This window comes from Streptomyces sp. NPDC087263 (assembly GCF_044744645.1).
GTDB lineage: Bacteria > Actinomycetota > Actinomycetes > Streptomycetales > Streptomycetaceae > Streptomyces.
Map to the genome: position 1 here is coordinate 568723 of NZ_JBIUYT010000001.1, position 20225 is coordinate 588947.

The following is a 20225-nucleotide window of genomic DNA, read 5'->3' on the forward strand; positions in this document are numbered from 1 at the left end:
GATATGTCATGCGCACGTCACTAGCTTCTCACCTGGCACACATCTCCTGGAAACACGCCGCCGCAAGCATGTGCTCGCCCGCCCCAACGTCCCCCCACTCCCATGGAGTTCGCATGCCCAAGGTCTACGCGCGTCGACGGCTGAGCATACTCGCAGCGGTCACCGGTCTGATAGCCATGGTCGGGATATTCAACGGCCCGACCGCCTCCGCCGCACTGCCCACCCCGGTCACCGCCGCCACCGCCCGCACCTACCTCGCCTCCCTCACCGTCGCGACGGAGGACCGCACCGGCTACGACCGTGACCTCTTCCCCACCTGGATCACCATCTCCGGCACCTGCAACACCCGTGAGACGGTCCTCAAGCGGGACGGCACGGGCGTCGTCACCGACTCCGCCTGTGCGTCCACCAGCGGCAGTTGGTACTCCGTCTACGACGGCGCGACCTGGACCGCCGCGTCCGACCTCGACATCGACCACCTCGTGCCGCTGGCCGAGGCCTGGGACTCCGGCGCCGACAGCTGGACCACCGCCCAGCGCCAGGCGTTCGCCAACGACCTGACCCGGCCGCAGCTCATCGCCGTCACGGACAACGTGAACCAGTCGAAGGGCGACCAGGACCCGGCCACCTGGATGCCTTCGCGCACCGCCTACGCCTGCACCTACGTCCGCGCCTGGGTCCAGGTGAAGTACTACTACAACCTCTCGGTCGACACCGCGGAGAAGACCAAGCTGACCTCGGTCCTCAGCGGCTGCTGAGCCTGCGGGATCGTTAGCAGGTCGGATCCCGGAACCTCCCCGCCGACCTCCGTCGTTCCGTACCGTACGGGGCGACGGAGGAGGCTGATCAACTTGGCGGAACTGCGCCTGGGACCCCTGCTGAGGTACGTCGACGGCTCGTCCGCGACCTTCTGGGTCGAGACGAGCCGTCCGTGCACCGCCGAGGTGAGCTGCGCCGACGGCAGCAGCGGCGAGGCCCGGACCTTCCAGATCGCCGGACACCACTACGCGTTGGTGGTGGTGAGCGGACTGACCCCGGGCACGAGGACCGCGTACGAGGTGCGGCTGGACGACGTACCCGTGTGGCCGCTGCCCGACTCCGCCTTCCCGCCCTCGGTCGTCAGCACCCCCGACGGCGAGGCCGTGCGGGTCACCTTCGGCTCCTGCCGCTGGGCCGCGCCGCCCGAGAACGAGAAGGACCCGGTGGGCCCGGACGCGCTGGACACCCTGGCGGCCCGCATCGCCGGAGCGCCGGAAGGCGAACGCCCGGACGTTCTCCTGCTGTTGGGCGACCAGGTGTACGCGGACGAGGTCTCCCAGGCCACGCTCGGCTGGATCGCCGCCCGCCGCGGCCTCGACGACCCGCCGGGCCACCAGGTCGCGGACTACGAGGAGTACACCCGCCTCTACTACGAATCCTGGCTCGACCCCGAGATCCGCTGGCTACTGTCCACCGTGCCGAGCTGCATGATCTTCGACGACCATGACGTCATCGACGACTGGAACACCAGCGCCGCCTGGGTCGCCGACATGCGCGCCACCCCGTGGTGGCGTGAGCGGATTCTGAGCGGCCTGACCTCGTACTGGGTCCACCAGCACCTCGGCAACCTCTCCCCGCGCGAACTGTCCGAGGACCCGCTGTACGCCGCCGTCCGCGAGACCCCCGACGGCACCGACGTGCTGCGCGCCTTCGCCGCACAGGCGGAGGCCGACCCCGCCTCCGTCCGCTGGAGCTACCGCCGCGACTTCGGCCGCGTCCGCGTCGTCATGCTCGACACCCGCGCGGCCCGCGTCCTGGACGAGCAGAACCGCCGGATGATCGACTCCGGCGAGGCACAGTGGCTGCGCGAACAGGCGCTGGAGGACCCCGGATCGTACGACCATCTCCTCATCGGCACCTCCCTGCCCTGGCTGCTTCCCCCGCTCATACACGACGCCGAGACCTGGAACGCGGCGCTGTGTGGGGGTGAACGGGGCGAGCGGTGGGCGCGGTTCGGGGAGAAGGTGCGCAGGGCGGCCGATCTGGAGCACTGGGCGGCGTTCCCTTCGTCGTTCACCGCGCTCACCGAGTTCATCGCCCAGGCCGGGTCGGGGGACGACGCCCCGGCCACGGTGTGCGTGCTGTCCGGGGACGTGCACCACGCGTACGTCGCCGAGCCGTCCTGGGTCGGCGGCACACAACCCGACGCCCGGGTCCTCCAGTTGACCTGCTCCCCCGTGCACAACTCCATCCCCTCCTACATAAAACTCGGCTTCCGCTTCGGCTGGAGCCGACTGGGGCGCACGATCGGACACCGGCTGCGCCGGCACGGCCGCTGCGCGCACCCGCCCGTCAACTGGGGCAGAACCGGCGGGCCCTGGTTCGGCAACCAGCTGATGACCCTGACGCTGCGCGGGCGTTCCGCGTCCCTGCGCCTGGACCAGGCACAGGAAGTACGCGGTGGAGACGTCCGCCTGAGGACGGTGGACGAGTCCGTACTCACCCCCTGATAAGCGATAAGCGCATTGGGTACGGTTGTTGTACGCGTTGTCCCTGATGCTCGTGAGGCATCCCACATGCGGCGCCGATGAGCTGCCCCGGGTCTCGGCTCCCGCACCGTACGACGGCATGATGAGGCGGACCGTCCGCTTCCGGTGGACGGTCCGCCGCCTTGCGCCCCACACGCCGGGAGTCCTCTCTTTGTCCGCACCCCCCGCACCGCCCACCGCGCCCACCGGAACCCGCCATGTCTCCGTCGCCCTCGTCGGTGCCGGGCCGCGCGGCACCAGCGTCCTGGAGCGCCTCTGCGCCTCCGTGCCGGAGCTCCTCGCACCCGGGGTACGGCTGACGGTCCACGTCGTCGATCCCGCCCCACCGGGACCCGGCCGCGTCTGGCGCACCACGCAGTCGCCGCAGCTGCTCATGAACACCGTGGCCTCGCAGGTGACCCTTTTCACCGACGAGAGCGTGGACTGCTCGGGACCGATACGTCCGGGGCCGAGCCTGCACACCTGGGCGGCAGGCGAAGTCGGCCCCGACGACTATCCGACCCGCGCCCGGTACGGCGACTATCTGGAGTGGGTCTTCGGCGAGGTGGTGCGTGAGGCGCCGCCCGAGGTGCGGGTCGAGGTGCACACCGCCCGCGCGACCCGGCTCGACGACGCGCGCGACGGCCGCCAGACGCTCACTCTCTCCACCGGCCGCACCCTGTCGGGCCTCGCCGCCGTGATCCTCGCGCAGGGCCATCTGCCGGTCCTCGCGGACCCCGCGGAGCGGCACCTCACCACGTACGCCGAACGGCACGGCCTGCGCCGCGTCCCGCCCGCCAATCCGGCCGATGTCGACCTCTCCCCGCTCGCCCCCGGCGAGCCGGTCCTGCTGCGCGGCCTCGGCCTCAACTTCTTCGACCACATGGCCCTGTTGACCACGGGCCGCGGCGGCCGCTTCACCCGCACCCGCCAGGGCCACCTGCGCTACCTCCCCTCGGGCGACGAGCCCCGTCTGTACGCCGGCTCCCGGCGCGGCATCCCGCACCAGGCCCGCGGCGACAACGCGAAGGGCCCGTACGGCCGGCATCTGCCTCTCGTCCTCACGGACGACGTGATCGCCTCCTTCCGCAAGCGCACGGACTCCGGTGACGCGCCGGACTTCCTGCGCGAGATATGGCCGTTGGTGGCGAAGGAGGTGGAAACGGTCTATTACGAGGGAATGTTGGAGGGGCGTGAGTCGAGGAACTTCAGGGACCGGTTCCTCGCCGCACCCCATCGCGGTCCCCAAGAGGGTTCGATTCTGGCCGAGTTCGGCATCACTTCCGCCAACCACTGGTCCTGGGACCGCATTTCGCGCCCCTACGCCGGACGGGTCTTCGCCGGCCCCGGCGCCTGGCGGAACTGGCTCCTCGGACATCTGCGCGAGGACGCCGAGGAGGCCGCGCGCGGCAATGTCGAGGGCCCGCTCAAGGCCGCCCTGGACGTGCTGCGCGACCTGCGCAACGAACTTCGCCGGATCGTCGACCACGGAGGGCTTTCGGGCGCTTCCCGCCGGGAACACCTGGACCGTTGGTATACGCCGCTCAACGCGTTCCTCTCCATCGGACCACCCCGGCAGCGCGTGGAGGAGATGGCGGCGCTGATCGAGGCGGGCGCACTGACCGTTCTCGGACCCCGCCTCGGCGTGCGGGGCGAGGACGGGGCCTGGGTCGCACACTCCCCCGACGTGCCGGGTTCGGCGGTACGCACGACGACGCTCGTCGAGGCACGGCTGCCGGAAGCGGACGTGCGGCGGACCGCCGACGAGTTGCTCGGGCGGCTGCTGAAGACGGGCCGGTGCCGTCCGCACACCGTCGACGGTTACGAAACCGGAGGCCTGGACGTAACACCGCGCCCTTACCGTCTGATCGACCGTCAAGGCCGGGCGCACACACGGCGTTTCGCGTTCGGCGTGCCCACCGAAGGGGTGCACTGGGTGACCGCGGCCGGGGCCAGGCCAGGCGTGGATTCGGTCATGCTGTCCGACGCCGACGCGGTGGCACGGGAGGTACTACGGGTCGCACAACGGGGCGCACCGCGTGCGGCGACGGCCGACACGGAAACCCAAACGGAAGCGCAAACGGAAGCAGATCCGTGGCCGAATGTTGAACTTGCAAGCATAGATTAAGCGCCCCTACCGTAAGGGGCTCACTCGGTTCCGTCCCCACGACCGGTCCGTCCCACCGGACCGGCCCTGACCGAAGGAGACCCCATGAGACCCGGCCTGTCCGGACGCCTCAACAGCGCCCAGCCCTACGCCATCGCCCTGTTCCGCATCGTCGTCGGCCTCCTCTTCGCCTGCCACGGCGCCGCCTCGCTCTTCGGAGTCCTCGGGGGCGCGATGGGCGGCGGCAGCATCGACGCCGGCACCTGGCCCGGCTGGTACGCGGCCGTCATCCAGTTCGTCGGCGGCATCCTGGTACTGCTCGGCCTCGGCACCCGCGCCGCCGCGTTCATCGCCTCGGGTTCGATGGCGTACGCGTACTTCGACGTCCACCAGTCGGGCGCCCTGTGGCCCATCCAGAACGGCGGTGAGGCCTCGGCGATGTTCAGCTGGGCCTTCCTGCTGCTGGTCTTCACCGGCTCCGGCGCCCTCGGCCTCGACCGCATCCTCGCCTCCCGCACGTCCTCGGGCTCGAACTCGGCGGACTCGGCGGACGAGCGGGCCTCGGAGCCCGTCCCGGCCTGATCACTTGCAGGACGGCGCCCGTCCCCTCGTACGAAGGCGTACGAGGGACGGGCGCCGTCGACCGTCGTACCCGCTCAGCCCGTCCCGGCCCCCCACCCGAACGGCACGGTGAAGCAGGCCACCCTGGAGCCGGCCATGCCCGGCGCGGAGTGCAGCACCACGGAGGAGGCCTCACCGCGCCTGAAGTTCCAGTCGTGCCGGGCGCTCGCCCCGCCGTCGCCGCGGTCGTCGGCGGTGAAGTCGAGCCAGACCTCGTTGTCGGCGTTGGCGTAGGCCGGGTCCGTCGGCGGCTGCACGGGGTCCTTGCGGTGCTGGTAGTGCCCGCCCGCGGCGGCCGGCTCGGTGCCGCACGGCTTCTGGTGCACATGCACGCCGTACACGTGCCCCGCCATCAGGCCCTCCACCTTCAGCCGTACGGTCGTGGCGCCACTCGCCTCGGTGTTTTGGCTCACCTCGATCCGGGCGGCCGCGGGTACGAGCGTCGTGTCGTACGTCAGTGCCGCCGACGGGACGAAGGCGGTGGGCGGCGCGAACCGCGCGTCCGTCTTCATCCAGTAGCCGTCGGGCGCGGCCGTGCCGCTGCCGCCCGACGCCAGTAGGGCCGACGCCAGAACGCCGACGAATATGCCTGCCACCATCGCTGTCCAACTCCTCTTGGGCTTGTGCTGCGCACCCCCGCCGAATCGATCTCCCTTTCGTTGGTACGGGAAGTCGGCGCGGTGCGCCGCGCGGAGGCGGCAGCCGGGTGAACGTGGTGTGAGAGACCCACGAGCCCCCCGTGGAACTCCTGTCACACCCGCGGCGTACGCTGTATGGCTGTCACAGGCCGCCCTGCCGCTCCCCGCTACGCCGCGGCGTGGTTGTGCCTACGGGGGGAAGTACAGGGGAGTGTTGCGGGTGCTGGAAAGTGTGGGGCTGCTGACAGGCGGCCCATGGATCTACGTGGCGGTGGCCACCTCGGTCCTGCTCGATGTCTTCCTGCCGGTGCTGCCGAGTGGCGTGCTGGTCATCATGGCCGCGACCGCCGCGGCGGCGGGCTCCGCGACCGGCGAAGTACCGCAGGCGGTGCCCGACATCCTGTTCCTCATCCTGTCCGCGGCCACCGCCTCCGTCCTGGGCGACCTGGTGGCGTACCACCTGGCCTGGCGCGGCGGCGAGCGTCTGGACCGGGCCATCGCCCGCTCCCGCCGCCTGACCAGTGCGCAGGAACGTCTCGGCGCGGCCCTCGCGCGAGGCGGCGGCCCGCTGGTCGTGGTCGCCCGCTTCGCCCCGGCCGGCCGCTCGGTCGTCTCACTCGGCGCCGGCGCCGCCCATCGCCGCGTCCGCGAGTTCCTGCCCTGGTCGATCCTCGCGGGCCTGTCCTGGGCCGTGTACAGCGTCGCCCTCGGCTATTTCGGCGGCCAGTGGCTGGGCACGACATGGCTCGCCACGGGGGTTTCGCTCGTGGCGCTGTTCGGCGCGGGCGCCGGCGCGGCGTATCTGATGCGACGGCCCGCGCCTGCGGAGTCGGGCAGCGGCGCCTAGGCGCTGTGGGCTGCCGCCCCGCGTACTTCCAGGCCGTCCAGGAGTTCGGCGGTGGCCGCCGCGATCGCCTCGACGGCCTGGTCGAAGACCGCACGGTTGTGGGCGGCGGGGGCACGGAAGCCGGACACCTTGCGGACGTACTGGAGGGCGGCGGCGCGGATCTCCTCCTCGGTGGCCTCTTCGGGGATCACGGGCGGACGGAGTGTCTTGATGCTGCGGCACATACGTCCAGTGTCGCGCGTACGCCGATGTCCGGTCTCGCGCTTACGCCGACGCCCGGTGTCACGCCCACGCCGGCGCCCGGTCCCACGCCCACGCCGGCGCCCGGTCTGGCGGTTGCGGCGGGCCGCGGCTGTCGTCCCCGTCTCCGTCCCTGGGGTATCGACAGGTCCGTACCGGCTGCGATGATCCGCTCCGAGGCGGCCACCCTTCCCGGGGGCCGACCGGCGAGAGGATCGAACCACCATGGAGACAGCACAAGTCACGCGTATGACCGTCGCGGTACTGGGCCCCGGCGGCGTCGGCGGTCTGCTCGCCGCGTTGCTGGCCCGCGCCGGGCACCGGGTGATCTGCCTGGCGGGGGACGAGACCGCGCGGACTCTGGGCGCGGGCGGCATCCGCGTACGCAGCGGGCACTTCGGCGACTTCACGGCGCGGGTCGAGGCGGACACCGAGCTGCGTGAGCCCGTCGACGCGTGTCTGATCGCGGTCAAGGCCACGGCGCTGGAGGCGGCCCTGGAGCGCGTCCCGGTGAAGGCGCCGGGCGCCGGGCTGCTCGTACCGTTCCTGAACGGTGTCGAACACCCGGCGGCCCTGCGCGAGCGCTACGGCCCCGACCGGGTGGCCCCCGCGGTGATCCGCGTGGAGTCGGCTCGCGTGGCACCGGGGCTGATCGAACACGGCAGCCCCTTCGCGGAGGTCGACCTGACCGGCGAGACGGTGGAGCGGGAACGGCTGGACGCACTCGCGGGCGCGCTGGAGGGGGCCGGGCTCGGCACCCGCGTCCAGGACGGCGAGGCGGCGACGCTGTGGGCGAAGATGTCCTTCCTCGCCCCGTTCGCCCTGCTGACCACCCGGTACGGGCTCCCCCTGGGTGACGTACGCACCCTCCACCGCGAGGAACTGGCGGCGCTGGTCGAGGAGACGGCGGCCGTCAGCGCGGCGTGCGGCGCTCCGGCCGACCCGGCAGCCGCCCTCGCCCGCTACGACTCCTTCCCGCCCGCCGCCAAGTCCTCCATGCAGCGCGACGCCGAAGCGGGCCTCCCGCTCGAACTGGACGCGATCGGCGGGGCGTTGTTGCGGGCGGCCGAGCGGTACGGGGTGCCTGTACCGGTGGCGAGCGGGCTGGTGCGGGAGTTGGCGATGGCGGGCCGCTGACCCGCGGGCCCTCAGGGGCGACTGGCTGCTGGCCCTCTGCCCCTCAGGGGCGACGGGCCACTGACCCGCAGACCTCCAGGGCGCCGCGCTGGCCCATGATGTCGCTGTTCTTCCCCGGCGGAGACGAGACGCCCGACCCGACCCGACCCCGGGGGCGGGTGTTGCCGACCCGTGCCCCTGGGGTCTCGTCAGGGGCGGGTCTTCGCCAGCAGCTCGACGATCTCGGCGGACGTCCCCGTCTCGCCGAGGCGGGGGAAGATCCGCTCGACGCTGTTGCGGTGGCTGTCGGGGTCGAGGTCGGACATGACGTCGGTGGCGAGGGTGACGTGGTAGCCGTGTTCGTGGGCGGCGCGGGCGCTGGACTCCACGCCGATGCTGGTGGCGATGCCGCCCAGCACGATCTGAGTGATCCCCCGGCGGCGCAGGTGCACATCGAGGTCGGTGCCGTGGAAGGCTCCCCAGTTCCGCTTGGTGACGGTGATGTCCTCGGGGCGCCCGGCCAGCTCGTCGACGATGACGTCCCAGCCCTCCGGCCAGCTGCGGGGCTGGGTGCCGCCGTCCGTGCGGCCGGGTGCGGCGTCCGCCCCGTCCGCGGCGAAGCTGACCCGTACGAGGACCACGGGGAGGCCGTGGCCACGGAAGGCGTCGGCGAGTTCGCCCGCGCGCTCCACGACCTCGGCGGCGGGGTACGGGGTGAGGGCCGGGTGCCCGACGACCCCCTTCTGCAGGTCGATGAGGACGAGCGCGGTACGGGGGTCGAGCGTGCTGAGAGCCATGATCAGGAGGCCTTTCGAGGAACGGGGGTGATGGTGCGGAGGGAACGGTCCAGGAGGGTCACCGCCAGGAGCAGTACGGCTCCGGCGAGCATGAACAGGGCCAGGTCGTGCAGCCCGTGGGAGTCGGCGCCGTGGGCGAAGAAGGTCGCGGTGGCGGCGGAGGCACCCATCGCGCCGAGGTAGGTGAAGGTGCGCAGCAGCCCGGCGGCGGAGCCGATGCGTGCGGGGTCGGCCTGCCGGTAGAGGGCGTTCTGGTTGGCGAGGCCGAGGAGGCCCTGCGGTACCCCCATGAGGACGCCGACGGCGGCGAGCAGCCAGACGGGGCTGCCGGAGCCCACCACCAGCAGCAGCGAACAGGCGGCGATCTGTACGAGGCCGCCGACGACGAGCTTGGCGCGGACGTCCTCACGCCGTCCGGTGGCGGCGGAGACGGCCAGCGCGCTCAACGACAGCGGCAGCAGGAGCAGTCCGGCGGCGGACGCGTGCAGCCCGCCGCCCTCCTCCAGCCACTGCGGGAAGCCGTACAGGAAGCCGTAGACGGCGGTGAAGCTCAGGAACTGGCGCAGAAAGGTGGCCAGCATGGGCAGGTTGCCGCCGAGTACCCGCAGATCGATGAAGGGCTCCGCGACGCGGAGTTCCCGCAGGACGAGCCCGGTTCCCGCGGCCGCCGTCACCCCGAGCAGATACAGGTCGGCGATCTCCGGCTTCATCAGGAACACCATCAGCGAGACGAGCATCGCGGCGAACAGGACCATGCCCACGAGGTCCACGGCCTGCTTCGTACGCGGTGCCTTGAGCCGGTGCTTCGGGAGCCGCAGCGCCCCGAGCACCAGACAGGCCAGCGAGAGCGGGACGTTGACGGTGAAGATGACGCGCCAGCCACCCGCACCGATGAGCAGTCCGCCCAGGGTGGGGCCGATGGCGACGACGGTCTGGTTGGCGACCGACAGCGCGGTCAGGACACCGGCCGGGCTGTCCTGCCCGGTGCGCTCGGCCTCGCTCCGGGTGAGGGACATGGACGCGGGGTACGCGGCCGACGTACCGAATCCGAGCAGTACCCGGGCGGCGATCAGCACGCCGAGAGACGGCGCGAGGGAGCCCAGCAGTCCGGCGACACCCACCAGTGCCGTACCGATGAGGTAGAGGCGACGGGGTCCGTACGTGTCGACCAGCCGTCCGACGACAGGCTGGCCGACGGCGGTGGCGAGGTAGAGCGCGGAGACGAGCCACGCCGTCTCCGAGGCCGGCGCCCCGAAGGCGGCTCCGATCGGCACCAACGCCACCGCGATCATCGAGGAGTTGATCGGGTTGAGGATGGAACCGAGGATCATCGGGGCGATGAGCCGCCGGTCGAATCCCGCGGGGGCCCCGCGCGGCGGCCGGGTGGAGCGGGTGAGTTTGGGTATCACGGGCGGGTGAGCCGTTCCCTTGCGTTCACGGGCGGGTGAGCCGTTCCAGTACGGCCATCGCCTCGACGACGGTCTGCCGCTCGGCCTCCGTGCAGTGGTCCTGGAAGGCCCGGGCCAGCCACTCCTCGCGGGCCTGCCGGGTGCCCTCGACGCGTTCGCGACCGGCGGCGGTCAGCGTGACGAGTTGGCGGCGGCCGTCGGACGGGTCCGGGTTGCGTTCGACGAATCCCTGCTCGTCGAGTGCGGCGAGTGTGGCGGCCATCGACTGCGGGCGGACCCCCTCGGCCGTCGCCAGCGCACTGGCCGTGGCGGCCCCGCTCTTGCTGACCAGCGTGAGCGCGGACACCTGCGAAGGTGTGAGGTCCTCCGTCTCGGAGACCTCCCTGATCCGCCGCCGCAGCCGGCTGAACGCCACCCGCAGATCACGCGCGGCACGGGCGGCGGACCCGGAGATGCCCTCGCCACGCTCCATGTCCTCGTCGCTGTCGTCGTCCATGCGACCAAGCTAATTCCTACAGTCCAGACTGTCCAGTCTGAACTGAACAGCCTTCCCTGAGGAACTCCTGGCAGGTCCGGATGCACGCCGACCCCTCGGCGACGTATCGTCACCGATGTCTCAGACATGGAGCCCAAAATGACCACACCGCGGGACCTGTTGATCATCACCATGGACGTCTCGTCCACTCGTCCCGTCGAGCAGGGCGACCTGTCACTGGCCCTCGCGGGAGCCGAACTGGTCGACCTCCTCGGCGCCCTGGCACTCACCCTGGACGACGACCGCATCGTGCCCGGCCCGCAGGGGACCGTGGGCGATCGCCTGCTGGACGAGGCCGCGTCGTCGCTCGTCCGACAGCAGCCGTACGAGTCGGTCGAGGACCGGCTGTGGCGGCGGGGCCGTGACCTGTCCTCGGCCTATCTCGCCGACCTGGAAGCGGAGGGCCGGCCCACCCCACGCCGCCACCGCTGGATTCCGGGCCGCACCGACCGCCCGGAACCGACCGACTCACCGGCCCGTCGCCGGGCGACCGACCGCCTCACCTCTGGCGAGCCCGTCCTCGCCGCCCTCGCGGCCGCCGTGGGCATCCAGGACGCGGGGCCCGAAGAGGCCACGACCATCACCGACGACTCGGTCGCGACCGTACTGGCCGCCGTGCACGACGCCATCACGGAACTGGAAGCCGTACGGCAACGGAAACGTGTCGAGGACGCGGCCTTCGACAACATCTGGCGAGGCATGTAAACGGTCGGCCCAAGGGGGGTGGGGACATGAGCGAGAGCGACGGTCGGCTCGGGGTGGCCGTCCGGGCGGGCGACGCCGAGACGGTGCGCGCCCTGGTGGCGGCGGGCGCGGATCCGGACGTGCTGGACGCGGACGGACTGCCGCTGCTGTGCGTGGCGGTGGCGGCGTACGACGGACCGGTCGCCGGCGCGTTGGTGGTGGGCGGCGCGGACCCCGACCGGGTGCTGCCGGACGGGAGCACGCCACTGTGGCGGGCCATCGAGGGCGGCTCCCCCGCGGTCTTCTCGGCGTTGCTGGGCGACGAGCCCCGGCTGCGGCTCCCGGAAGCCACCCGCGAACGGCTCCTCGCCCTGGCCCGGGGCTGGTACGAGACAGGCGCGGTCGAGGAGTTGCGGCGCAGGACCGGCGCACCGGGTCCCGCCACGACGGTCCGGGTCCAGGACGACGAGTACGACTGGGTCGATCAGGTCTCGCTCGGCGGTCTCGTCGTACGAGCCGGGCACGGCTCCATCCTGACCTCGCTGGAGTGGGCCTTCCGTATCCCGACCCCCGTCGACGAGCTGATCGCCCGCGCCGTCGAGCAGCCGGACGAGGACCATGTGAACTGGTCGACCGTCCGCTCGATCCTCTGCCAACGCCTCAGCCATGAGACCTGGTCGGCCGTGGTGGCCCAGCACCGCGACCCCGACCCGGCGCGCCGCCGGTTGGTGGTGGATTACCTGCGGTCGCGGGCGGTCAGGTGTTTCGACCGCCCCGATCCCTACGAGAAGGAGGAGAGCGAACTCCTGGTCACCTGGGCGGCCGAGGAAACGGACAGCGCGCTCCTCGCGAGGGTGCTGGACATCTTCGTCGGGTACGAGCATCCCGGCCAGGAGGCCGTCGGGCTCCGTCACGTCGGCCATCCGGACCCCCGCGTACGCCACGAAGTGCCCTACGCCCTCTGTAGGGACTACGTCGCCCGCAGCGCCGCAGCCAGGGCGGCACTGGTCACCCTCACACGCGATCCGGACACCCAGGTTCGGCTCAGCGCGTGCATGGCGGGCTCGCGGGACGCCGGCCTCCGCCCTGACATCACCCGGGCGCTGCTCCTCATGGCCGAGGATCCGGATGCCGAGACGCGGGGTGCGGCCGTTTCGACACTGGCCGAGGTCCAGGACCTGCCGCCGGCCGTCGCCGATGCCTTGGCGGGATTGCTCGACGACGACGACCTGCTCGTACGCCTGGCGGCCACCTACGGTCTCGCCCGCTGCGACGATCCGCGCACCGCCGAGGCCATCGAGCGACTGGGGCCTCTCCCAGCCGCCTACGAGCACGACCACCGGTCCAGCGCGCTCTGGCGGTGGAGTTGGCGGAAGGCGAACCCGGGCAGCGAGTAGTGGTGACGGACACCGTCGGGGCTGGTTCCCGCGCGGTTTTCTGCCGGACCGATCAGGATGGCCAGTGGGACCGGCGGTAGGGCCCAGGACAGATACTTCCGCATCTCATGAGGAGGCCGGTTCGTGGTCGAGTCGCAGGCCGTGATCGTCTCACCGGCCAGGGCCACCCTGTTTCTGGTGGCCACCCTTACGCCGGGCCACGAGGACACGGTCCGCGATCTGCTGGAAGACCTCTCGGGTCTGCGGCGTTCGGTCGCCTACCGCGCGCCCGACGACGAGCTCACCTGTGTCGTCGGCATCGGATCGGCGGCATGGGACCGGCTGTTCAGCGGGCCGCGCCCACAGGAACTGCATCCGTTCGCGGAGTTGACCGGTGAGCGCCACCGGGCCCCGTCCACGCCGGGCGACCTCCTGTTCCACGTGCGGGCCCGTCGTATGGACCTGTGCTTCGAACTGGCGCGGCTGATCGCGGAACGGCTGAGCGGCGCGGTCACGGTCGTCGACGAGGTGTATGCCTTCAAGTACTTCGACGAGCGCGACCTGCTCGGCTTCGTCGACGGCAGCGAGAACCCGGAGGGTGGGACGGCGGTCGAAGCCGTGTTCATCGGCGACGAGGACCACGCCTTCAAGGGCGGCAGTTACGTGATCATCCAGAAGTACCTGCACGACATGACCGCGTGGAACGCCCTGCCGTCGGGCGAGCAGGAGAACGTCATCGGGCGGACGAAGCTGGCCAACATCGAACTCCCCGACGAGGTCAAACCCGTCGACTCCCACGTGGCGCTCAACGTCATCACCGATGAGGACGGCAACGAACTCAAGATCGTGCGGGAGAACATGCCCTTCGGCAGTGTCGGCGACGGCGAGTTCGGCACGTACTTCATCGGCTACGCCCGTACCCCGGCGGTGACCGAACGGATGCTGCGGAACATGTTCCTCGGCGACCGGCCTGGCGTGCACGACCGCATCCTCGACTTCTCGACCGCGCTCACCGGATGCCTCTTCCACGTGCCGACGGAGACCTTCCTCGACGACCTGCCCGCCGCTCCCGGCGAAGGCGTCACCTGATCGCGTCACCTGATCGCGTGGCGTGGCAGCGTGCGAGTCCCCGGCATAGCCTGTGGAGAAGTGCCGGGGACCGGTCCACGACGCCCGGCCGGTGAGAGGGTGAGAGTCTTGACTGCCTCCCATGACGACCAGGAGCGGCCGGAGCCCCGGGAAGCGCCGGAGCCCCAGGAAGCGCCGGAGCCCCGAGTGGGGCCCACCGCCGAGGGCGATCCGTCTTCCCACCCCTACCACCACCCTGCCGCGGGCTGGGGCGCGGCCAGAAGCGTGGCCAAGGTTCTGGTGCACGAGCGTGCTCTCGTGGACGGGCCCCGGGCGATCATGCGCATGAACCACGAGAACCGGGGCTTCGACTGTCCCGGCTGCGCCTGGCCCGACGACACCAAGGGCCTGCACCTGGACATCTGCGAGAACGGCATCAAGCACGTCACCTGGGAGATGACCCACAAGCGGGTCGGCCGGGAGTTCTTCGCCGCCCACTCCGTCACGGAGCTGTCCGGCTGGAGCGACTTCGCCCTGGAGGACGCGGGCCGGCTCACCGAACCGATGGTCTACGACTCGGAGTCGGACCACTACGTCCCGATCGGCTGGGCCGACGCGTTCGAGCTGGTCGGCGGTGCCCTGCGCGCACTCGACAGCCCGCATCAGGCGTCGTTCTACACCTCCGGCCGCCTGGGCAACGAGGCCACCTTCCTCTACCAGTTGATGGCACGCGAACTGGGCACGAACAACCTGCCGGACTGTTCGAACATGTGCCATGAGGCGAGCGGCCGCGCGCTGCGGGCGTCGCTGGGCACCGGCAAGGGGACCGTCGACCTCAAGGACTGGGAGGCCACCGACGCCCTGTTCATCATGGGTGTCAACGCGGCCTCCAACGCGCCCCGGATGCTGACGGCCCTGGCCGAGGCGTACCGCCGTGGCGCCCAGATCGTGCACATCAACCCCCTGGTCGAGGCGGCCGCCACCCGAACCATCGTGCCGCACGACTTCACGGGTATGGCGTTGAACAAGTCGACGCGGACCAGCACCCTGAACCTGCAACCGCGGATCGGCGGCGACATGGCGCTCATGCGCGGTATCGCCAAGGCGGTCCTGGAGCAGGCCGAGACCGATCCCAAGGCGCTGGACCAGGAGTTCATCGACCGCCACACCACGGGCTTCGACGAGTACCGGACCCGGTGCGAGGAGACCTCCTGGGAGGAGATCGAGCGCCAGTCCGGAGTCGGGCGGGACGACATCCTCAAGACGGCGCGTGTCTACCGCGACGCCGACCGGAGCATCTTCAGCTGGTGTCTGGGGATCAGCCAGCACGAACACGGCGTCGACACCGTCCGGGAGATCGTCAACGTCCTTCTGCTACGCGGCAATCTGGGCCGCGAGGGGGCGGGACCGTCCCCCGTACGCGGGCACAGCAACGTCCAGGGCAACCGGACCTGCGGCATCGACCACCGGCCCACCGAGGAGTTCCTGGCTCGGCTCGCCGAGGTCTGCGAGATCGACCCGCCGGCCGCGCACGGTCTGGACACCGTCGGCACCATCCAGGCGATGCACCGCGGGGACGTGAAGGTGTTCGTCGGCATGGGCGGCAACTTCGCCCTCGCCGCGCCCGACACCCCGTACACCTGCGCGGCACTGCGCAAGTGCGAGCTCACCGTCCAGGTGAGCACCAAGCTCAACCGCAGCCATCTCGTCCACGGCAGCCGGGCGCTCATCCTGCCGTGCCTGGGCCGTACCGAAAAGGACCAGCAGCGCCGAGGCGTCCAGAGCACCTCGGTCGAGGACTCGATGAGCATGGTCCACCTGTCCGTCGGCATGCGGCGTCCGGCCTCACGGAACCTGCTGTCCGAACCCGCCATCATCGCCGGGATGGCCGGCGCCGCCCTGCCGGACGGCTCCACCCCGTGGGAGTGGTACGTCGAGGACTACGACCGCATCCGCGACACCATGGCCCAGGTCCTGGACGGTTTCGAGGACTTCAACCGCCGGGTACGCCTGCCGCTCGGCTTCCGGATCAAGCAGCCCGCCCGCGAACTGGTCTTCCTCACGCCGTCGGGCCGCGCCGAGTTCTCCGCCGCGCCGCTGCCCGACGTGGTCCCGGCCCCCGGCACCCTGGCGCTGAGCACCCTGCGCTCCCACGACCAGTGGAACACGACCATCTACTCCGACAACGACCGCTACCGCGGCATCAAGAACCTGCGCACGCTCGTCTTCATGAACAAGGACGACATGCGCGAGCGCGGCGTCTCCGAGTTCGACCCGGTCGACATCACCAGCACCGCCAAGGACGGCACCCATCGCCACCTCGACGGCTACCTCGCCATCCCGTACGACATCCCCCGCGGCTGCGCGGCCGGCTACATGCCGGAGATGAACGTCCTCTGCGCGATCGGCGACTACAGCACCCAGAGCGACCAGCCCCTCATGAAACACGTCAAGGTCACCATCACCCGGGCGGGCTGAGCGCCGGAGCGGGCCACGAAGCCGCACCCAGCCCCAGTTCTGGCTGCTGCGCAACCTGTCGAAGAACGATCTCTCGCCCGACGGCCCCGGAATGACCACTCCCGAACTCCAGCAGTCCATGAGTTCCTACCTCAGGCCCGCGGACGATCTGGCAGCCGAGCCGGAAGTCCTCCTTGATCGCGGCCGACTCACCCGCGACAGCGAGGTTCACTGCGACAGGTCAGGTCGGGTCAAGCGGTGGCGCCGCCGGTGTTCCGGATCATCGGCTGGATCCACAGCCCGCGCGGCTGGCTGGAGTTGGGCTGCGTGCGCACCGGTAGAACTCTCCCTGGGCATAGCCATGATCGCGGAGCCGGTACCCGTGCGGATCGACGCGGAGGTGGCGGCCCAGGCGCTGTACGGTGTCACCGCTGCCAGTACGCCTCGTCCGTCGACGGCAAGGCCCGGTGGGTCAATGTCCCGGTGAGCGTGGGCGAGTACGGGGTCATCTTCGACAACGGCCGCTCGCCGGAGTCTCCTTGAGGTTGTTGCCGTGAAGGGCCAGGAGCGGGACCGAGGCAAGGGACGGCGCGACGACGTCGCAACCGGGTGAAACACCGGCCGCTTGGGAAAGCCCGCCCGTAGCCATACCCCCTGCCTGGCTGAGTCGGCAGTGCTGCGGGAGGCTCTCGGGCCCGAGCTGTACGAGGCCGTACCGGCCGTCCGCCGCGCGGACGCGGAGCTGTTCGCGATGTTCACCGAGGCGGACGTCGTCAAGACCGTCCCGGCGGTATTGACTGGCTACTCCTCGGGCTCCCAGGCGATCAGATGCTCGAACACCTGCTGGTCGCCCTCGATCTTCAGGTCCCTCAGCGTGAGGCGGCCCCAGACGAAGAGGAGCAGCTGCTCCGCCGTGCCCGTGGCCGAAGCGGAGGGGGGCGCGGCGTCGTCGGTGAGGGGTGCGGGCCAGGCGCCGGTGCCGTCCAACGCGAGGAGCCAGGAGCGGCCCTTGGTGGCGTGGTAGTGGATGGTGGCGGCCTCGTGCGGCCAGGGCGCCGGGGTGGAGTTGCAGGTGTCGAGGAACTCGGCCACGCCGTCGATCGCGACGTCCGCCGGCATCGGCCGCACGGCGCCTGCGGCGAGCTGGGCGTCGTAGGTGTGCACCAGCACCTCGTGCACCCGGCGCCGGGCAACGCCCCAGGCATTCGCCGGCGACACGCCGGCGCCCCACCACGCCCAGCACTCGCGCTCCGGGCCGGCCTCGCGCAGCGCACTCAGCAGCAGCTCGTTCGACTCGGCGTACCAGGCCAGCAGCGCCTCGAGCTCGCACGGTACCCCCGCGGCATCCTTGCCCGGCGGAGCCTCAGCCGGGCCCGCGGCGACGATCGCGGCCCACCAGCGCTGGCCCGTACCCAGGTGCCGCACCAGATCGAACAACGTCCACTCGGGGCAGGACGGCACCGGCGCGTCCAGGCTGGGCGCGGCGGCAACCGCACTCCGGAACGCGGCCGACCGCTCGTCGATCAGTTGCAGCAGGGCGGAAAACTCAAGACTCTCTGTCACATCGCTTACCTATCACCCCGGCTCAGCCGACCGCACACCGTTTTCCAGGCCGTCAGCTGCGGGAGTTGGAGCACCTCATAGAAAGCCAGTGGGAGTGGCTGCCGCAGGGGCTCGGCTTCGGGTCCGGGATGACGTGCCGGCGCCGACTACGGGACTGGCACGAGGCCGGAGTGTGGGACCGGCTGCACCAGCCCGCCGGCCATCTCCTTCGGCGCGTGCAGCTCCTTCGGCGCGTGCAGCACGATGATCAGCGACCAGACCTCAGGCGATCGACCCAGCGGCCAAGGCCCCGACGTGAGCGGCGGCGGCGCACCTGACGTGGTCGACGGTCCTCTGCGCCGACCTGGCCGGCTTCGCCAGGGCTGCGCCCCCAGTGATCGTCCGGCGACAGGATCGGCGCCCTGCGTTCTGCCTGGGCTCGGATCTCCACGTGAGATTCGTGAGCGGTGATGCGGAACGCCTCTTCGTAGGAGGCCAGGGCGGCGCTCATGGCCCCGCCCGCAAGGCCCCGACGACGCATACGCGCGGCCAGCCACGCAAAGAAGCCCAGGACAGCGGCGAGGCCGCCGAAGAAGATCAGGAACGGTAGGAACGCACCCATGGACACGAGCCTACTGACCGACTGTGATGCTCGGTGGCCAACTACTCGGTCCCGGCTTCCGAGCCGGGCTCGACGGGAGTTGGTGGGAAGCGATGCCGAAGCGTTGTGCCGCCTCGGTCGGCAACTGGGGGTGGTGTCGCCAGTGCGGTGAGGCGAACAGGCCGGTGAGAATAACGACTTCGGGATAGGTCCCCTGCCGACGGGCGGCCGGGAAGTGCGGACGCGGCCCGGGTGCGCACGGCGATCCGCCGGTCCAGTCCTGCCCCGGCCCGGGTCAGCAGGTCCTCGGCCGCCGCGGCGATGGCGCCCTCGTCGGTGGTATCCGCTCCCCGCGCGGCCGGCAGCGACCGTGCACGGCGCCAGGTGAAATCGGCGAACGGGGCGGACACGGTGCCCAACCGGGTCCACGGGACGGTGATCCATCCTCCCGCCCGGGTGTCGCGTACCCAGACATGAAAACCCAGCGGTCACCGGACTTCGCCGACAATGCCCAACCTCGCTGCGAGAGATCACGCCCCACCCGTTCGCGTGAAGTCCCGGAAGGAACTCGCATCCCAAAATCGAACAGGCGTACCATTGCCGCGTGGCTGCGACCTATGACTTTCCGAGTGACCTCCTGGCCGGCCAGGAGGAGCTGCATCAGGTCCGGGCCGAGCTACTGGCCCTGCTGAAGCGACTCCCCTGGTCGGTCGAACCGCTGGACGGTTTCAGCGACGCCAACGGCTGGCGCAAGGTGGAACGCCCCGCCTCCCCCGGCTGGACCGCCGACGAACAGGCCGAGGTCGAAAAGCTCCGTCGGCGAGAGCGCGAGCTCGCCGTGTTCGTGACCTGCCACCGCTTCTGGTCGGAGGTCACCCCCGAGGAAACGGTCCATGCCCGCGCGAGCCTCAAGCACGCCCACGAGGACCCGGCGTGAACGCGCCGGCTCAGCCGGCCTTCGGCGAGGTCCGAAGAGCCTGAGGTGTACGCAGCGTCCGCCGGAGCGTCTCGAAGGCGGTGGGGCGAGGGCGGTCCGCCAGGAGGTCCCGTACCCGAAGAGCGCACTCCCGCGGGTTGAGAAGACTGCTGTCGACGTCGAGATCGTGCAGTTGGTGGGAATGGACCTCGCCGTACTGCATGGCGGCCAGCCCCCGCTGCCGGTCCCCGCGCTCGTTCTCCCGGCGCTCCAGCTCGGGCAGCGGGCACCTGACCCCGACCAGCACCGTGTCCTCGGGCACGAGCAGACCGAGAAGGTCCAGCAGCCGCCAACGACGGCTCAGCGGATGATCGACGACGAGATTGTTGCCACCGGCCGCCATACCCGCGACGGCACGGTGGAATCCCTTGGCCGTGCGGTCGATCTCCGCCTGAAGATCGTCGTCGGCGATCTCACCACCGCCACGCATCGCATGAAAGGCGTCCACCGGCATGTGGAACCACGTCCCGTCGAGCACGTCGAGGAGTTCCCGGGCGATGCTGCTCTTCCCCGAACTGGACGTGCCGTTGAGCAGAATGACGGTGCCCCCGGCCACGGTCTCGGGGATACGCGCGCTCTCCGGATCCGCGATCCCTTGAGCCGCCTCGGTCGCCATGTGTCGCCCTCCCTTCCGCCGTACAGCCATGATCGCGAACCGGGCGGGTCAGGTCGTGCTGGGGCTGTCCAACACCGTAGCGAGTGCG

General features: G+C 70.9%; 19 protein-coding genes and 2 pseudogenes. 13 read left to right on the forward strand and 8 right to left on the reverse strand.

Annotated features, from left to right (window positions below; all coding sequences use genetic code 11):
* Window positions 1–113 precede the first annotated feature (113 nt).
* The 4 genes from ACIPC1_RS02535 to ACIPC1_RS02550 all read left to right on the forward strand — a co-directional run bounded on the left by ACIPC1_RS02535 (window position 114) and on the right by ACIPC1_RS02550 (window position 5196).
* Window positions 114–758 carry an HNH endonuclease family protein gene (locus ACIPC1_RS02535; RefSeq protein WP_402512613.1) on the forward strand — a complete coding sequence of 215 codons (645 nt, stop codon included), beginning with the start codon at window positions 114–116 and terminating at the stop codon, window positions 756–758.
* Window positions 759–851: 93 nt separating this feature from the next.
* Window positions 852–2489 (forward strand): alkaline phosphatase D family protein, encoded by a 1638-nt coding sequence (locus tag ACIPC1_RS02540; protein WP_402512615.1) that lies wholly within the window; start codon window positions 852–854, stop codon window positions 2487–2489.
* A gap of 190 nt (window positions 2490–2679) precedes the next feature.
* Window positions 2680–4635 carry an FAD/NAD(P)-binding protein gene (locus ACIPC1_RS02545; RefSeq protein ID WP_402512617.1) on the forward strand — a complete coding sequence of 652 codons (1956 nt, stop codon included), beginning with the start codon at window positions 2680–2682 and terminating at the stop codon, window positions 4633–4635.
* Window positions 4636–4731: 96 nt separating this feature from the next.
* On the forward strand, window positions 4732–5196 hold the full coding sequence (locus ACIPC1_RS02550; protein WP_402513368.1) for a DoxX family protein: 465 nt from the start codon (window positions 4732–4734) through the stop codon (window positions 5194–5196).
* Between the two features lie 74 nt (window positions 5197–5270).
* Here the strand turns inward: ACIPC1_RS02550 and ACIPC1_RS02555 are convergent, their stop codons facing one another.
* The gene (locus tag ACIPC1_RS02555; RefSeq protein ID WP_402512618.1) at window positions 5271–5834 is read right to left on the reverse strand and encodes a superoxide dismutase family protein; all 564 of its coding nucleotides are present in this window, start codon (window positions 5832–5834) and stop codon (window positions 5271–5273) included.
* Between the two features lie 259 nt (window positions 5835–6093).
* Here ACIPC1_RS02555 and ACIPC1_RS02560 point away from each other — a divergent pair, with 259 nt between their 5' ends.
* Window positions 6094–6720, forward strand: coding sequence for a DedA family protein (locus ACIPC1_RS02560; protein WP_402512620.1), 627 nt, complete (start codon window positions 6094–6096; stop codon window positions 6718–6720).
* On the opposite strand, the gene ACIPC1_RS02565 is transcribed toward ACIPC1_RS02560, so the two are convergent.
* Entirely contained in the window at window positions 6717–6944 is a 228-nt protein-coding gene (locus ACIPC1_RS02565; RefSeq protein WP_402512622.1) for a DUF2277 domain-containing protein, read from the reverse strand. The two genes, ACIPC1_RS02560 and ACIPC1_RS02565, sit on opposite strands and share 4 nt — an antisense overlap.
* Before the next feature lie 241 nt (window positions 6945–7185).
* Between ACIPC1_RS02565 and ACIPC1_RS02570 the strand changes: the two genes are divergently transcribed.
* The gene (locus ACIPC1_RS02570) at window positions 7186–8097 is read left to right on the forward strand and encodes a ketopantoate reductase family protein (RefSeq protein ID WP_402512623.1); all 912 of its coding nucleotides are present in this window, start codon (window positions 7186–7188) and stop codon (window positions 8095–8097) included.
* Window positions 8098–8285: 188 nt separating this feature from the next.
* On the opposite strand, the gene ACIPC1_RS02575 is transcribed toward ACIPC1_RS02570, so the two are convergent.
* From ACIPC1_RS02575 to ACIPC1_RS02585, 3 genes are read right to left on the reverse strand one after another with little or no spacing between them, the layout of a single operon-like run.
* Window positions 8286–8873, reverse strand: a complete 588-nt coding sequence (locus ACIPC1_RS02575; protein WP_402512624.1) for a hydrolase — start codon at window positions 8871–8873, stop codon at window positions 8286–8288.
* Between the two features lie 2 nt (window positions 8874–8875).
* Window positions 8876–10282, reverse strand: a complete 1407-nt coding sequence (locus ACIPC1_RS02580; protein WP_402512625.1) for an MFS transporter — start codon at window positions 10280–10282, stop codon at window positions 8876–8878.
* Window positions 10283–10307: 25 nt separating this feature from the next.
* Complete coding sequence (locus ACIPC1_RS02585; RefSeq protein WP_402512627.1) at window positions 10308–10778, reverse strand: MarR family winged helix-turn-helix transcriptional regulator; 471 nt, start codon at window positions 10776–10778, stop codon at window positions 10308–10310.
* 138 nt (window positions 10779–10916) lie between these two features.
* Here ACIPC1_RS02585 and ACIPC1_RS02590 point away from each other — a divergent pair, with 138 nt between their 5' ends.
* The 5 genes and pseudogenes from ACIPC1_RS02590 to ACIPC1_RS02610 form a co-directional block, all read left to right on the forward strand.
* Window positions 10917–11522 carry a GPP34 family phosphoprotein gene (locus ACIPC1_RS02590; protein ID WP_402512629.1) on the forward strand — a complete coding sequence of 202 codons (606 nt, stop codon included), beginning with the start codon at window positions 10917–10919 and terminating at the stop codon, window positions 11520–11522.
* Between the two features lie 26 nt (window positions 11523–11548).
* Entirely contained in the window at window positions 11549–12898 is a 1350-nt protein-coding gene (locus ACIPC1_RS02595; RefSeq protein WP_402512631.1) for a HEAT repeat domain-containing protein, read from the forward strand.
* A gap of 123 nt (window positions 12899–13021) precedes the next feature.
* Window positions 13022–13966 (forward strand): Dyp-type peroxidase, encoded by a 945-nt coding sequence (locus ACIPC1_RS02600; RefSeq protein ID WP_402512632.1) that lies wholly within the window; start codon window positions 13022–13024, stop codon window positions 13964–13966.
* Window positions 13967–14074: 108 nt separating this feature from the next.
* The gene (locus ACIPC1_RS02605; protein WP_402512634.1) at window positions 14075–16423 is read left to right on the forward strand and encodes an FdhF/YdeP family oxidoreductase; all 2349 of its coding nucleotides are present in this window, start codon (window positions 14075–14077) and stop codon (window positions 16421–16423) included.
* Between the two features lie 22 nt (window positions 16424–16445).
* Window positions 16446–16628 (forward strand): annotated as a pseudogene (locus ACIPC1_RS02610) (MarR family transcriptional regulator); the annotation flags it as partial.
* A gap of 575 nt (window positions 16629–17203) precedes the next feature.
* Here the strand turns inward: ACIPC1_RS02610 and ACIPC1_RS02615 are convergent.
* Window positions 17204–17965, reverse strand: coding sequence for a maleylpyruvate isomerase family mycothiol-dependent enzyme (locus tag ACIPC1_RS02615; protein WP_402512636.1), 762 nt, complete (start codon window positions 17963–17965; stop codon window positions 17204–17206).
* An 86-nt stretch (window positions 17966–18051) separates the two neighbouring features.
* Between ACIPC1_RS02615 and ACIPC1_RS02620 the strand changes: the two are divergent.
* Window positions 18052–18156: pseudogene (locus ACIPC1_RS02620) on the forward strand (transposase); the annotation flags it as partial.
* 56 nt (window positions 18157–18212) lie between these two features.
* Here the strand turns inward: ACIPC1_RS02620 and ACIPC1_RS02625 are convergent.
* Complete coding sequence (locus ACIPC1_RS02625) at window positions 18213–18566, reverse strand: hypothetical protein (RefSeq protein WP_402512637.1); 354 nt, start codon at window positions 18564–18566, stop codon at window positions 18213–18215.
* 583 nt (window positions 18567–19149) lie between these two features.
* Between ACIPC1_RS02625 and ACIPC1_RS02630 the strand changes: the two genes are divergently transcribed.
* Window positions 19150–19482, forward strand: a complete 333-nt coding sequence (locus ACIPC1_RS02630) for a hypothetical protein (protein WP_402512638.1) — start codon at window positions 19150–19152, stop codon at window positions 19480–19482.
* A gap of 10 nt (window positions 19483–19492) precedes the next feature.
* On the opposite strand, the gene ACIPC1_RS02635 is transcribed toward ACIPC1_RS02630, so the two are convergent.
* On the reverse strand, window positions 19493–20137 hold the full coding sequence (locus ACIPC1_RS02635) for a chloramphenicol phosphotransferase CPT family protein (RefSeq protein ID WP_402512639.1): 645 nt from the start codon (window positions 20135–20137) through the stop codon (window positions 19493–19495).
* Between the last annotated feature and the right edge of the window lie 88 nt (window positions 20138–20225).

Bases quoted from the DNA above. Each gene is read 5' to 3' on its own strand.
- ACIPC1_RS02535 (WP_402512613.1), top strand. From the start codon at position 114: ATGCCCAAGGTCTACGCGCGTCGACGGCTGAGCATACTCGCAGCGGTC.
- ACIPC1_RS02555 (WP_402512618.1), bottom strand. From the start codon at position 5,834: ATGGTGGCAGGCATATTCGTCGGCGTTCTGGCGTCGGCCCTACTGGCG.
- ACIPC1_RS02565 (WP_402512622.1), bottom strand. From the start codon at position 6,944: ATGTGCCGCAGCATCAAGACACTCCGTCCGCCCGTGATCCCCGAAGAG.
- ACIPC1_RS02570 (WP_402512623.1), top strand. From the start codon at position 7,186: ATGGAGACAGCACAAGTCACGCGTATGACCGTCGCGGTACTGGGCCCC.
- ACIPC1_RS02575 (WP_402512624.1), bottom strand. From the start codon at position 8,873: ATGGCTCTCAGCACGCTCGACCCCCGTACCGCGCTCGTCCTCATCGAC.
- ACIPC1_RS02585 (WP_402512627.1), bottom strand. From the start codon at position 10,778: ATGGACGACGACAGCGACGAGGACATGGAGCGTGGCGAGGGCATCTCC.
- ACIPC1_RS02590 (WP_402512629.1), top strand. From the start codon at position 10,917: ATGACCACACCGCGGGACCTGTTGATCATCACCATGGACGTCTCGTCC.
- ACIPC1_RS02595 (WP_402512631.1), top strand. From the start codon at position 11,549: ATGAGCGAGAGCGACGGTCGGCTCGGGGTGGCCGTCCGGGCGGGCGAC.
- ACIPC1_RS02625 (WP_402512637.1), bottom strand. From the start codon at position 18,566: ATGGGTGCGTTCCTACCGTTCCTGATCTTCTTCGGCGGCCTCGCCGCT.
- ACIPC1_RS02635 (WP_402512639.1), bottom strand. From the start codon at position 20,137: ATGGCGACCGAGGCGGCTCAAGGGATCGCGGATCCGGAGAGCGCGCGT.